The 13,010-nt window shown below is 34.3% G+C and carries 17 protein-coding genes and 1 pseudogene; 11 read left to right on the forward strand and 7 right to left on the reverse strand.

Annotated features, from left to right (window positions below):
* Positions 1-50: 50 nt before the first annotated feature.
* From ACK4M9_RS06650 to abc-f, 5 genes and pseudogenes are all read left to right on the forward strand, one after another.
* Positions 51-512, forward strand: a pseudogene (locus ACK4M9_RS06650) (DUF3231 family protein); the annotation flags it as partial.
* The gene (locus ACK4M9_RS06655; protein WP_409849179.1) at positions 513-1,052 is read left to right on the forward strand and encodes a DUF3231 family protein; all 540 of its coding nucleotides are present in this window, start codon (positions 513-515) and stop codon (positions 1,050-1,052) included.
* Positions 1,053-1,156: 104 nt separating this feature from the next.
* Complete coding sequence (locus ACK4M9_RS06660; protein ID WP_409848825.1) at positions 1,157-1,324, forward strand: hypothetical protein; 168 nt, start codon at positions 1,157-1,159, stop codon at positions 1,322-1,324.
* Between the two features lie 11 nt (positions 1,325-1,335).
* A complete protein-coding gene (locus ACK4M9_RS06665; protein ID WP_409848826.1) occupies positions 1,336-1,797 on the forward strand; it encodes a hypothetical protein in 462 nt (153 codons plus the stop codon).
* A gap of 657 nt (positions 1,798-2,454) precedes the next feature.
* Positions 2,455-4,167 (forward strand): ribosomal protection-like ABC-F family protein, encoded by a 1,713-nt coding sequence (gene abc-f / locus ACK4M9_RS06670; RefSeq protein WP_409848827.1) that lies wholly within the window; start codon positions 2,455-2,457, stop codon positions 4,165-4,167.
* A 54-nt stretch (positions 4,168-4,221) separates the two neighbouring features.
* Here abc-f and ACK4M9_RS06675 read toward each other — a convergent pair whose 3' ends face one another.
* A complete protein-coding gene (locus ACK4M9_RS06675; RefSeq protein WP_409848828.1) occupies positions 4,222-4,644 on the reverse strand; it encodes a ferritin-like domain-containing protein in 423 nt (140 codons plus the stop codon).
* Positions 4,645-4,876: 232 nt separating this feature from the next.
* On the opposite strand from ACK4M9_RS06675, the gene ACK4M9_RS06680 reads away from it, so the two are divergent.
* Genes ACK4M9_RS06680 through ACK4M9_RS06690 form a run of 3 tightly spaced genes read left to right on the forward strand, consistent with a single transcriptional unit; the run spans position 4,877 to position 8,139 of the window.
* Positions 4,877-5,266: a GntR family transcriptional regulator gene (locus ACK4M9_RS06680; protein ID WP_409848829.1), complete on the forward strand. Its 390-nt coding sequence runs from the start codon at positions 4,877-4,879 to the stop codon at positions 5,264-5,266.
* Positions 5,259-6,158, forward strand: coding sequence for an ABC transporter ATP-binding protein (locus ACK4M9_RS06685; RefSeq protein WP_409848830.1), 900 nt, complete (start codon positions 5,259-5,261; stop codon positions 6,156-6,158). Before ACK4M9_RS06680 ends, ACK4M9_RS06685 begins: the two co-directional genes overlap by 8 nt.
* Positions 6,133-8,139, forward strand: a complete 2,007-nt coding sequence (locus ACK4M9_RS06690; RefSeq protein ID WP_409848831.1) for a multidrug ABC transporter permease — start codon at positions 6,133-6,135, stop codon at positions 8,137-8,139. The genes ACK4M9_RS06685 and ACK4M9_RS06690 overlap by 26 nt, the downstream gene beginning before the upstream one ends.
* Before the next feature lie 113 nt (positions 8,140-8,252).
* Here ACK4M9_RS06690 and ACK4M9_RS06695 read toward each other — a convergent pair whose 3' ends face one another.
* From ACK4M9_RS06695 to ACK4M9_RS06715, 5 genes are all read right to left on the reverse strand, one after another.
* Positions 8,253-8,726, reverse strand: coding sequence for a CBO0543 family protein (locus ACK4M9_RS06695; protein WP_409848832.1), 474 nt, complete (start codon positions 8,724-8,726; stop codon positions 8,253-8,255).
* Positions 8,723-9,214 carry a CBO0543 family protein gene (locus tag ACK4M9_RS06700; protein WP_409848833.1) on the reverse strand — a complete coding sequence of 164 codons (492 nt, stop codon included), beginning with the start codon at positions 9,212-9,214 and terminating at the stop codon, positions 8,723-8,725. The genes ACK4M9_RS06695 and ACK4M9_RS06700 overlap by 4 nt, the downstream gene beginning before the upstream one ends.
* 144 nt (positions 9,215-9,358) lie before the next feature.
* Positions 9,359-10,030: an FAD-dependent oxidoreductase gene (locus ACK4M9_RS06705; protein ID WP_409848834.1), complete on the reverse strand. Its 672-nt coding sequence runs from the start codon at positions 10,028-10,030 to the stop codon at positions 9,359-9,361.
* 62 nt (positions 10,031-10,092) lie between these two features.
* Positions 10,093-10,659 (reverse strand): TetR/AcrR family transcriptional regulator, encoded by a 567-nt coding sequence (locus tag ACK4M9_RS06710; RefSeq protein ID WP_409848835.1) that lies wholly within the window; start codon positions 10,657-10,659, stop codon positions 10,093-10,095.
* Positions 10,660-10,835: 176 nt separating this feature from the next.
* A complete protein-coding gene (locus ACK4M9_RS06715) occupies positions 10,836-10,982 on the reverse strand; it encodes a hypothetical protein (protein WP_409848836.1) in 147 nt (48 codons plus the stop codon).
* A 156-nt stretch (positions 10,983-11,138) separates the two neighbouring features.
* On the opposite strand from ACK4M9_RS06715, the gene ACK4M9_RS06720 reads away from it, so the two are divergent.
* The 3 genes from ACK4M9_RS06720 to ACK4M9_RS06730 all read left to right on the forward strand — a co-directional run bounded on the left by ACK4M9_RS06720 (position 11,139) and on the right by ACK4M9_RS06730 (position 12,611).
* Complete coding sequence (locus ACK4M9_RS06720; RefSeq protein WP_409848837.1) at positions 11,139-11,705, forward strand: LOG family protein; 567 nt, start codon at positions 11,139-11,141, stop codon at positions 11,703-11,705.
* 146 nt (positions 11,706-11,851) lie between these two features.
* Positions 11,852-12,310, forward strand: coding sequence for a VOC family protein (locus tag ACK4M9_RS06725; RefSeq protein WP_409848838.1), 459 nt, complete (start codon positions 11,852-11,854; stop codon positions 12,308-12,310).
* 121 nt (positions 12,311-12,431) lie between these two features.
* Positions 12,432-12,611, forward strand: a complete 180-nt coding sequence (locus tag ACK4M9_RS06730; protein WP_409848839.1) for a hypothetical protein — start codon at positions 12,432-12,434, stop codon at positions 12,609-12,611.
* Here the strand turns inward: ACK4M9_RS06730 and ACK4M9_RS06735 are convergent.
* The gene (locus ACK4M9_RS06735) at positions 12,608-12,844 is read right to left on the reverse strand and encodes a hypothetical protein (protein WP_409848840.1); all 237 of its coding nucleotides are present in this window, start codon (positions 12,842-12,844) and stop codon (positions 12,608-12,610) included. The genes ACK4M9_RS06730 and ACK4M9_RS06735 overlap by 4 nt on opposite strands.
* Positions 12,845-13,010 lie beyond the last annotated feature (166 nt).

Consider the following 13,010-nt stretch of genomic DNA (forward strand, 5'->3'; position numbering starts at 1 on the left):
GATAAGTTATAGCCATTTTAACAAATTTATTATTTATCGGAGGATTTATTATGCCAAAAAAAACAGCAATTACTTCGTCTGAACTAGGAACATTATGGATGACATATCAGCAAAAAACAATGGTCATGCGTTTTTTAGAACATTTTATCGAGCACGTCGATGATACGAAAGCTCATGCAATCATGGATAATTTATACAACCAAATAAGCCCTTACGTAACAAAAATTGAAGAAATATTTCAGGAGGAAGGTGCCGCCATTCCTGTTTGATTTACTACACAGGATGTCAATAAAGGGGTGCCGAAATTAATCGATAACTGTTTTGATATTATGTTTGTTCGCCTCATGAAGAAGATTAGTACTGGTCTCCATTCGTTACACCTCACGATGGTGTATCGTCAGGATATTCAGCAAATGATTAGTGAGATGACGGCCATAACCCAAAAGTGCTATATAGATTGCTCACAATATTTACTTGAAAAAGGAGTTTTAGTAAAGTCCCCTTTTGTGACAATGCCGAAAAAAACTGAGTTTGTCGAAAGTAATCATTATTTTAGTGGAACACAATTTCTAAGCACTAAACGTGCTTTAAATACAATTGAGGTTTCCCATATTTCCGCTTCGATAGAAGCGAACATTACAGGCTTGCAAATGATTACTGGTTTTGCACAAGCTGCAAAGGATAAAGAAGTTATTAGTTATTTTCTAGAAGGAAAAGAGCTGGCAAAAAGTGTTATTAAGGAGTTTAGTGAGTTTCTACAAGAAACAGATATTCAACCTCCAGCAACAGCAGGCGGAAATGTAACTACATCTGTGGATGGTCCTTTTTCTGAAAAAATGATGATGTATTGTACAAGTTTATTATGTAATTTTTCAATTGGGAGTAATTCGTTAGGTACGGCATTTTCTTTACGAAATGATTTACCTACAAAAGCAAGTGTTTTTGTAAAAGATTTCTTAGAGTATGCTCATAAAGGAGCAAAGCTAATGATAAAAAATAATTGGATGGAAGAGCCGCCACAAATGGAAGATCGCAATAAGTTAGCTAAATAAAGAAAAATGAGGATTTTATTGACTTGTAACATTTTTACAATTTTTGTAATAAATATAGTGTGTTTATGAGAAAGATACTGTTAGGAAGGAAATACAGGAGGAATATGATGATATCACTTCTAGGAATGCAGAAAAATAATTACTTAACCGTTCTAAAACAAGGAGGTTGGTTTGGAGAGTTATTCCCAATAAATGAATGGATAGTGTATATAAATTGTCCAGACCGAAAAAATCGATCTAACGCTGCTGCTTTAAGTGCAGATAGTCAGTAAGGACGTAGCCTATGGAAGAAGTTAAATCAAAACTAAATTATGAGGCTTTATTATGGAGTATTGCCCTGCCAGGATTTGGTCAGTTTCTTAACAAAAAAATTGTTAAAGGAATAGTTCTTATTTTTTTTGAGGTCATTATTAACGTCATGAGTAACTTTAACCTCGCGATTTTAAAATCGTTCAATGGAAACATATACGGTGCCATTGAAGTAACAAATTTTCAATGGTTAATGTTTTATCCTTGTTTTTATATATATTCATTATGGGATGCGTTTCGGGATTCAAATCAAGACATAGATCGTCTTCTTTTTTTACCATTTGCATTTAGCGCATATTCTGTAACTGTTGGTCTCATTTATTCGCAGAGATTAACGATATTTGGCGTTTTACCAGGACCTGTCTTCTTGCCAATGCTATTTTTAATTCCGGGTTTAATAATTGGCTTTACGATTCGAAAAATCATTAGACATTAAATGTTTATGAAAAAAACAAATTTCTGTTTCACTACTTTTGTTTTCCTTAACACATATAGAACCAACAGCAATCTTAGCATCTCATTCACCTCTATAAAGAATATGAATTAGTAAGCTTGACTAATTCGTGTTCTTTTCTGAGTAAGAATTAGTCAAATTTTCTAATTGAGTGAACTTCATAAATACTAAAAAAGAGCCAGGTCAAAATATATGTAGTTGCTAGCGAAATAACGCAACTGCATATAGATCTTAATGGGGATAATATGAAATTATGCAATTATTGTTGTAAAAAAACACCAAACTGGTTATAATTTAATTGTATTTAATATAACGAATGTATAAGGAGTCAGCCGATGCGTATATAGTTCTTAGCTAAAAAATGAATTGCATATTGATTTAAAGGAACGCATTCTAGAAATATCACTAAGAGTGTGTCTTATTTACTATGTCTAAATAGTAAAACAAATTAGAGTGGGCTTTTGGCCACCAAGTACCTTTAAACGTGCAATAGCTAAGAACACAATATTAACGCCTGACTAGACAAACGCACTAATGCGTTTTTTAAGCTACCCTTATGCCTATAATTTGTAGGTTAGGCCGTTAATGAACTTTGTGTTCATTAACGGCTTTTTTGTACGTTAAATTTTTTGAGGTGATATGATGACACTATTATGTAGTTGTAAAAATATAAAAAAAGATTATTTAGAACAAGAAGTATTGAAAAAAGCTAACTTGGATATTCGTATTGGCGAGAAAGTCGGTTTAGTAGGTAAGAACGGAGCGGGTAAGTCGACAATCGCAAATCTGTTGTTTGGAAATTTAGCGCCAGACGCTGGCCAAATAATTTGGTTCCAATCTAATGTGAAATTGGGCTATTTACAACAATCCGTTTACTATACGTCTAGTACTTTTAATAAGCTTTTTGAACAAGAGGTTGAAATTCAAGACTTTCTAGAAACAACCAGTTTATTAGGTGCAAAACAAGTCCAACAATGGGAAGGAGATAGGCTTGATGGCTTAAGTGGTGGTGAGAAAACAAAGCTTGCTTTAGCTAATGTTTGGTCCACTAACCCAAATTTTCTGATCTTAGATGAACCAACGAACCATTTAGATTATGAAGGAACACAATGGCTTATTCAAAAATTAAAAACATATAAAGGGACAGTACTCATCATTTCCCATGACCGCTATTTTCTAGACGAGACAGTCTCGAGGATTTTAGAAATAGAAGCAGGTGAAATTCAAGAATATAAAGGAAACTACAGTTTTTATAGGGAAGAAAAGAAACGCAAGTATGCAAGCGAAATGCATGCTTATGAAGAGCAGGAAAAAACGAAAGAGCGAATAAACCAGCAAATTAAGCAGTTGAAAAATTGGTCGAATAAAGCCCATCGGGACTCAACAACTAAAGGCTTGAAATCAGGAACGAAAATAGGAGCAAAAGAATATTTTCGAGCTAAAGCAAAAAAGAAAGATCAACAAATCAAATCTCAAATTAAACGTTTAGAGAAGATTGATCATAAAGGATTGAAAAAACCGAAAGAAGAGGAAGACATTTATTTTCTTTTTAAGAAAACAGAGAAAAAAGGAAAACTTATCCTAGAAGCAAAAAATGTGAAGAAACAGTTTGGTGAACGATCACTTTTCAAAGACAGTTCGTTTACTATCCAACGTGGAGAACGCATAGGTTTGTTTGGAAATAACGGTTCTGGAAAATCTACATTTATAAAAGGATTATTAGGAGAAGTTGAACTTGAAGGAACGGTATATGTTAGTCCTTCAGTGAATATCGGATACTTGAGCCAAGATGTCTTTGATTTAAAAGGGGATGAGCATGTCCTAGAGTTGTTCGATATAAATAATCGAGAGGAAGAAGGCAATGTCCGAACGATGCTTGCTAATTTAGGCTTTGACGAGGTATTAGTGAGGAAAAAAGTAAACTGCCTTAGTTTAGGAGAGCGAACAAAAGTGAAGATCGCTCAATTGCTACTGAACAATCACGATTTGTTAATTTTAGACGAACCAACAAACCACTTAGATTTACACGCTAGAGAGCAGCTTGAAGACGCGTTATTGCAATACAATCGCACGTTACTGCTAATTACTCACGACCGTTATTTATTAGAACGTACTTGTAATCATCTATTAGTTTTTCAAGATGAAAAAATAACTAAAGTAGAATATGGTTTCTCACAGTTTACTGGTCTAGGAACTAATCAGGAAAACGATGGAGAACAGCAGAAAATGCTTTTAGAAAATGAAATTGCAGTTATTTTGGCACAGTTAAGTAATTGCATACCTGGGGATGCAGATTATGTAAAATTGGATCAACAGTTTCAACGATTGTTAGAACGGAAAAAGAACATTTAATTTTCAGAAGGAGGCTGAGACACTTTTGTCCTAGCCTCCTTCTATTTTGAGTTTTTATTGCAAGAACCCATTTAATAACGAAGTATGCTGTCGATCATGATCTAGTATTTCTTCAATAAGTTGTCGACTTTCTTCATCTAAATCGCCTTTGACAATTTCCTCTGACATTTTTATGCCCATAGCTTCTCCTTTTAAAGCGCCGTGAATTAAACCTTCTGTTGTATCTGGGAGATTTAACTTGCTAATAAAACCTTGTATCGACCCGATCATTCCTTCATCATCAACTGGCCTGCCACCGAGATTTTGAATTCGTTCTGCCACCATCATTGCATGTTGCTTATGTTCTTGTTGAATTTTTTGGAATTCCTTTTTTACACGGGCATCATCGAGCTTTTGGATGTAATGCTCATATGAATGAATTCCCATGTATTGTCCTTTTAAAAACTCATTTAGTTCTTTTACTACCTGTTCAGTCATGAATTTCACCACCTTTCCTTTTAGTATTAGATAGTTAACGAATGTTCATAAATTATTTTGTAAAGTGCTTGCGAAACTTTATGTAACGGTTATAATAAAACTGTACTAGTTAAAGTAATACACATAATACACGTGTAGCGTTTAGATTTCATACTTAGATTCAGGTGTCTAAGTTTTACTAATACCTAAAAAATTTAATGTAAACTAGAAATTTTAAGAAAGGAGGACTATGATGTTTCAGTTAGATTTGCGAAGCAGAGTTCCAATCTATGAACAGTTAGTAGAAAAATTAAAAGAATTGATCATTCATGAAGTTTTTCAAAAAGATGAGCAGCTTCCATCGGTTAGGGCATTGGCAGGTGACTTGACTATTAATCCAAACACAATACAAAAGGCGTATCGGGAGTTAGAGCACCAAGGTTATATTTATTCGATTCCGGGTAAAGGCAAGTTTGTCTCACCACAAGCTCATGCAACTAATAATGAAAAGGTGAAGAAGATGAAAAAAGACTTAATTAAGCTCATTTCTGAAGCTTTATATTTAGGGATAAATAAAGAAGAAATTTTATCATTAATTTCGGAAGCGGAACAAACGGTGAAAGGAGGGGGAAGTAGTGATTGATATTGTGAAGGTAAAAAAAATATTTGAAGGCATCGAAGCAGTCAAAAACTTGAGTTTAAAAGTCGAAAAAGGATCGATTTACGGTTTATTAGGCTCAAACGGTGCAGGGAAAACAACATTACTTAAAATGATCGGCGGTATATACAAGCAGGATAGTGGTGACATTTTTGTCAATGGGGAAGCAATGTATGAGAATGTCGCAATGAAAAGTAAAACAATTGTACTCACAGATTCTCTTTACTTTTTCCCGCAATCAACCGTTAAGCAAATGGCGAAATTTTATCAAAGTGTTTATCCATACTGGAACGAAGAACGTTATCAAGAATTAAGTAGAGTTTTCCCGATTTCTGTTAATAAGAAAATCCATCGAATGTCAAAAGGGATGCAACGGCAAGTTGCTTTTTGGTTATCATTATCGACGATGCCAGAGTTGCTTATTCTAGATGAACCGTTTGATGGTTTGGATGCCGTGATGAGACAAAAAGTAAAGAATTTACTTGTTCAAGACGTTGCAGAGAGAGAAATGACAATCTTAATTTCGTCTCATAATTTACGTGAAGTAGAAGACCTTTGCGATCATATTGGTATCCTTCATCAAGGCGAGATTATGATTGAAAAGGATTTGGATGACTTAAAATCAGATATTCATAAGATCCAAGTGGCGTTTAAGGGTGATGTACCTAAGTCCTTCTTACAAGGTATGGACGTTCTTTACAAAGAAGAGCGTGGAAGTGTGCGGATGTACATTGTAAGAGGAATAGAAAGTGACATTACTACCCATGTCCATGAAACGAAACCAGTACTATTTGATATACTTCCACTTACACTAGAGGAAATTTTCATTTATGAAATGAGGGACGTTGGCTATGCAGTTGAAAGCCTTATTGTTTAACCGTGGCATCTATACGCAAAATCTCAAGAATGTAGGTTGGCTTGGCATCGCCTATGTCTTATGCTTATTATTTTCCATACCTTTACAAGTCATAATGATAGCTAGCACTCATCAAAAATATGAGCAACATTATTTATTTAACGCAGTAAGTTTATTTCAATTTTCAGATGCTTTTCAAATAATTCTTATGTTTACAGTTCCAATATTGCTAGCGATTTTCTTATTTCGTTATATGCATGTTAAATTGTCTGCAGATTATATTCATAGTTTACCAATTAAACGAGTAGCACTATTTCATCAAAACTTGCTTTTCGGATTTGTTATGTTAGTGATTCCGGTTTTGATTACAGGAATCACTTTGATGTTACTTAGTGGTTTTGTAGATGCGCCTAAAATCTTAAATATAACGATGATTACTCGATGGGTTGGAACGACCATCCTCATAAACACCTTTGTATTTACGGTATCTGTATTTGTGGCAATGTTTACAGGGATTTCTGTTTTTCAAGGTGTACTAACGTATATTTTGTTTATTTTTCCTGCAGGAGTTACGATCTTGTTTTTTATGAACGTAAATTATATCCTGCATGGATTTGTTGGTGATTATTACTTTAATCATAATATTGAAAAGATAGTGCCTTTTGTTAGAGCAACGAGACTGATGGACGATCCATTATCAGGAAAGGAAGTTACTTTCTTTATCCTATTAACTGTAGTCGCTTATTTAATAGCACTATTAGCTTATCGACTTAGAAAAGTCGAAACCGCTACACAAGCGATTGCATTCCGCTCTCTTCAGCCAGTATTCTTATATGGAGTTACTTTTTGTTCAATGTTATTAGGCGGTTTATACTTTGGTGAAACGCAAGGAACAATTGGCTGGCGTATCTTTGGTTACATTGTAGCATCGATCATCGGATATTTCGTAGCATTAATGATCTTACAAAAGTCATGGCGAGTCCTAACAAGATGGAAGGGCTATAGCTTTTTTGTAGGAGTTATGGTCATCATCGCCCTCTTAATTAAAGTCGATGTAACAGGCTATGAAAATCGTCTTCCTATATTAGAAAAAATCGAGCGTGTCTATTTCGGTGAGGGCATTTATATGATGGATGAGATGCGATATAGCGAATATAGACTAGAGGAATTTTCAGAACGGTTCTACTATCAGGATCCAACTAATATCGAAAATATTCGCAAACTTCATGAACAAATCATAAAAACGCAAGATAGGTTTGATGAATACTCAGGATACTATCGCCAAGTCGCTTTCGGCTATGAATTAGTGAATGGCAAGAAAATTGTCCGCCAATATAGAGTACCAGAAGACTTCTATTTAAAACCCAACCAGTTATATAAAGATATTTTAGAATCAGAGGAACATAAGTTAAATACTTACGGTGTTTTAAGACTAAATGATGTAGCAATGATCGACAAAATATCGATCTTTTCAAATCATGGTATGCAACATTTAACGATTACACGACGTGAAGATATTGAGAGCTTTCATAAAATGTTTCAAGAAGAACTAAAAGAAGAAAAGATTGAAGTGAACGAAATGATCAAAGGCTCTTGGGGTACTGTAGATTATTCATTGCAGAACGATCAGCACATTTATTCATCTTGGTACAAAAATTATGATCGTGTTGAGGCATGGTTAGAGGAGAGAAACTTGTTAAAACAAGCACGTATCACCGCAGATGATATAGCTTACGCAGTTGTCATTAAAAGAGATCGAGCTTATCTTTACGACTACTGGCGCTCTGACGAGACAATGGATGACTTTAAAACTAGACCTGATGCCATTAAAATTGTCGATGGTGATCAAATCGAAGAATGTTTAAAATTGTCAACTTGGAATGATAGTGGAGGATACGTTATCGGTTATTATTTTGCTTCGGAACATGCTATGCCATTCTTTGAAACAATTGATATCAACCATGCACCAAGTTTTATTAGAGAGAAATTAAGCAAAGATTAAAACCGAGTAGGACCAAACGAACTGCACCCCAGTTGTTAAACACAAATGGATGCAGTTTTTTTTTGTAAATGGAATACAGTTTTTCATGTCATAACTAATTTTTAATTACTACACTAAGAATGTTGTAAATCTTTCTTGAAATACCATTCGTAAAAACCTCGCAATATAAATAAAGTTGCAAAAATACTTACCCAAGTAACGATCCAATGCCATTGAACGTAATGAATAAGGTCTGTATATTTTTCCAACAAATATTCAGGAATTGTTATAGCTGTAGAGAACAAACTATAGTATAAAAACTTTTTTTTGAGACTTGGGTTGGTTGGATAAAAGTAATTAAAAAAAATTCCTACGACAGGGTAGGCAAAAAACTCAAATGTGAAGCTTGTTCTATTTACAGCAGCTAATTCTCGGACTGGATACTCAATTAAATTCCATTGCACAACTAATATCCCTAGAAACCAAGCGGAAAACTGTTGAAATAAAAATGAAATACTTGCATTGCGATAGTGATGGCTAGGAATTAAAAGCAACAAAAAAGTCGTGAAAGACCAAACTATATAAAGAATAGTTACCTCAATACTCATAGTGGAGTTACCTCCTTTTTGTTAGCAGTTGGTTTCATAAACCAGACAATATATCGTCTACATAAAAGTAACTCTATTGTGAAGTTGCAAAAACTTCGGATTAAGTTATCGACCTCTATTGTCATAAGTTCTGTTACTGATCCAACAACAAGCATAAACAATAATATTCCACCGACACTTAAACCATAATGAACAGTACGCCTAACCTTTCCACTTTTTTCTGGGTACCAAAGTTGAAAAAAAACAGCTGCTGAGGGAAAAGCAATATATTCTAAAGTAAAGCTGATTTTGGTTGCATCGGGAAATTCACGAACAGGGGCAAAAAGTAAGCCATGGTAACTTAGCGCTATACTAAATAGCCATGTTAACGTTTGAAAGAAAAGAAAGACAGCCACCATTTCACGAACGCGTTTTCTAGGAACAACAAATAATAGGATTAGGGTACAACTGAGCCAAATGATAGTAAGTACCAGTTGTTCATTGGTCAATTCTGGCACCTCCTTTAATCAGTATTATTTCAAACAAGACCAGAGTTATTCAAAAAAGTTTTATTTTAAAACTATAAACCAAAAATCCCCATCAACCAAAATAAAAAAGGCCGCACTGTGCTGCGACCTTCTTTGAACTAACAATTAATACCCCATAAAAGCATCCTTGTGAACTTTCTTTATCCCTAGGTTATTTAAAAATTTAACATTTTCTTTTACGAAACTTGGTTTTCCACAAACAAAAAAGTTACCATTTTGTTGTAGGTTGCTACTATAGTCTTTAATTCGTTTCTTAAAACTTGTTTCTTCGTCATAAAATTCAATTTTTGCTCCTTTTTCTTTAGCTTCTTCCCAAACATCACGATAAAGAGGCTTATCGGTTAAACAGACCAAGTGAAAGGTATCTAAAGATAGATTGTCCTCAAGTAATTGCTTAATAATAGAACGATAAGGAGCAATTCCAATTCCTTCGGCAACAAGCAGATGTGGTAATGAATGATCTTTAATATAGAAGCTACCAATCGGTCCCATAAAGGTAACAGTGTCATTTTCTTTTAAGTTCATTAAAGCTTTTTTATAGTCACTGTCTTCTCTAACTTCTGTAGTAATTAATAGAAAGCCTTCTTTCGATGATGAGGCGATTGTAAATGGTTTTCCTTTGCCATTTACTTTAAGTCCTCCATGTTGGCCAGCCTTCCACTCAAAAGGTGTTTCAGGTTTGAAGACGAAAGAATAAACGTTCTCATGTTCTAGTTGTAAACCAGTAAAGTGCAATACATGTTTTTGAAAAAGTCCTTTTAAATCAGAAATCCCCATCTTAATTCCCCTCCTATAATTAGACCAGTCTATATAATATGTTGAATAAAAAATTCCAAATCCTATTTTAAAAGTTTTGGAATTTGTTTTGCTAAAATTAATAAAGGTTCGTTTGTCCCCTTTGTGAAAGATAAAATAAAGGCTCCTTCGATCATAGAATTAATCAAAATAGCCAATTCTTTAGCCTCTGCTTCTTCGTATCCACCTTGTAACAGCTTCTTTGAGAAGGCTGTTTCAAAGCTTTGATAAGCATTTTGGCAAGTACTTCTTAGGGGCTCACTAACTAAAGACGTTTCTAATGCAATAGCAGCTATCGGCACCCCTTTAGAACAATCTTCTTCTTGAAAATGCTTCGCCATTTTTTCCAAGAAGTTTGAAAGAGCGGTGACCAAGTCTTCATTACTGTTTATACCGTTTTCAATTCTTTTTGTTACTAGACTTGCAGTGAGTTTCACTGCTTCAACAGCTAATTCTTCTTTCCCATTAGGAAAATGATAGTATAAGGAACCTTTTGGTGCCCCACTTTCTCTTGTGATTTGATTTAAACCGGTTCCGTGATACCCCTGTAATTGAAAGAGACGGGAAGCAGTTTTCAGCAACTTCATTTTGGAATTATCCTTAGTATTCAAAACGCACCAACTCCAATGTAACCACAATTTTTTATACCAATTGGTCTACATACAATTTACCATGACGGTCCAAATCGCTACAAATAATATGCTTTCTTTTTTCTAGTTAATTTCTGTTAGAAATAAAAAAACCCATTCAAGTTATAATCTTGAACGAGCTTCTTCATTGCAATTGATTAAATAAATCCGTTATGTTTAATATCGTTTATTGCTTCTTGCATCTTCATGTGATGAACAATTGTTAAGGCTATAATAATAAAACTTAAACAACTTGATAATATTGTGCTGCTAATCAATAATCGTTTAAAGTGAAAATTGAACATAGATATCACCCACCATTTTTTATTTAGTATGTTTTCTATGGACAATAATTATTTATGTGAAATTCTAAAATCAATATTAAATAAAGTAAAAAAAAGATAATCAGGGATGAAAACGTTGTATACTAATTAGAAACTAAAAAACAAAGGGTGGTACAGATGAAAAAGATTGCTGTTTTTTGCGGATCAAGCAGAGGCTTTGATCCTTGTTATATGGAGGCATCTAGAGCATTAGGAAAAAAGCTAGCAGAAGAGAAGATTGAACTAATTTACGGTGGCTCGAGGGTCGGCTGTATGGGAGCAATCGCAGATGCCATTATCGAAAACGGTGGTAAAGCAATTGGAGTAATCCCGAAAAAATTGATGCGAGTTGAGATTGCTCATGAGAACTTAACAGAGCTTCATGTCGTTAAAACGATGCACGAGAGAAAAGCGATGATGGCTGAACTAGCCGATGGATTTATTGCCATGCCTGGTGGCTCGGGAACATTAGAAGAATGGTTTGAAGTGTTAACGTGGGCCCAAATAGGTTATCATCAAAAACCATGTAGTTTGTTGAACGTAAATAATTACTACACGCCTCTGTTAAGTCTATTCGATCATATGATTGAACAAGGCTTTGTTAAAGAGGAATATCGCCCATTAATTATCATGGAAAATGATCCAGCAAAACTAATACATAGGCTACAAAATTATCAACCTGCATATGTACATAAGTGGGATTAAGGAGCAGAAATGCTCCTATAAAATCTCTCCTTCCTATACTCGGTTCATTAACAAATCCTAAAAATTGCCAGACTACTAGTATTTATGTTTAAAATAACTTATTAGGCTTTAAGTTTTAGAATACCTTGGTAAAGGAAGGATTACTCATGAAAAATGCTCGTTTATATGAAACGCATATTCAAACAACTAATCTAGAAGAAGCTATTGCATTCTATCAAAGTATTGATTTAGAGCTAGCTTTTGTGCTTCAAGAAAGGCGTGTTGCGTTTTTTTGGCTAGGTGACAGTTCAAAAAAAGAGCAAATGTTAGGTATATGGGAAGTTTCTAGTGAACATTTTAGAAAATCACATTTTGCATTTTACATTCCTTTTGAAGAATTATTGAAGGTGCCCAGCTATCTAGCACAAAAAGGGATTGAAGTAACAGCAAGTTTTGGACTGGATGCAAGTGAACCCGTTGTGCATTCATGGATGCCAGCAGCGAGTTACTATTTTTCTGATAAAGATGGGAATTCGTTAGAATATATTACTGTTCTCCAAGGAGACCCCATCCCAGAGCTAGGCGCCGTTCATCTCAGTAAGTGGGAGCAAGCAAATAAAAGATAAATTAGATGTATTTTAGGTTTGGTCAATTTGACTAAACTTTTTTTTATGAAAAAAGGTGTAATATTATATCTAACCAAACGTTTATCTTGAGGGAATTAAGATTTTAGTGCTACAGGAGGAATTGCAGAGTTATTATGAAGCTATTGCAAAAGCACTGCAGAACGATGCACTAAACGACATGTCTATCTACACAATTAGATTTGTGAGTTACGACACGAACTCAAAGCTTTGGTCGGTCCATGTTAAAGATGCAATGTCCCTGGAAGAAGAAGAATATATCATCGAGGTAAGTGATCACTAATCTTCTTTAACAAAAATAAATGATAGTAGTTGATTACCTGCGGCAATATGATCAATGTCCTTTAGATTAAAATGTTCTACGACATGAAAGTCAACGGTATAAAATAAAAGTGAGTGTTTTCCTTTGTCTATATCTAAGATTGTTCCGTACACTGAAGTTAACCCTCTATAAGGTTTTTTCAGTTCTAATGTTACTGATGTAGATTTTTCTTTAAGTTTTTCAAGAAGATCCATGATAAACCTACCTTCAATGTTTATTAGACATTATATTATAACCAAAACAAAAAGCTGTTAATAAAAGAAAAAATGAGCAAATAGTCTTGGTTTTCAATCCTTCTGGTTTCATCCCTCAAAACGGCTATAGTGAAAGGAAACATAGCTCGAGTTAAGTTTTTCTAAT

This window comes from Anaerobacillus sp. (assembly GCF_046314235.1).
Classification (GTDB): Bacteria; Bacillota; Bacilli; order Bacillales; family Anaerobacillaceae; genus Anaerobacillus.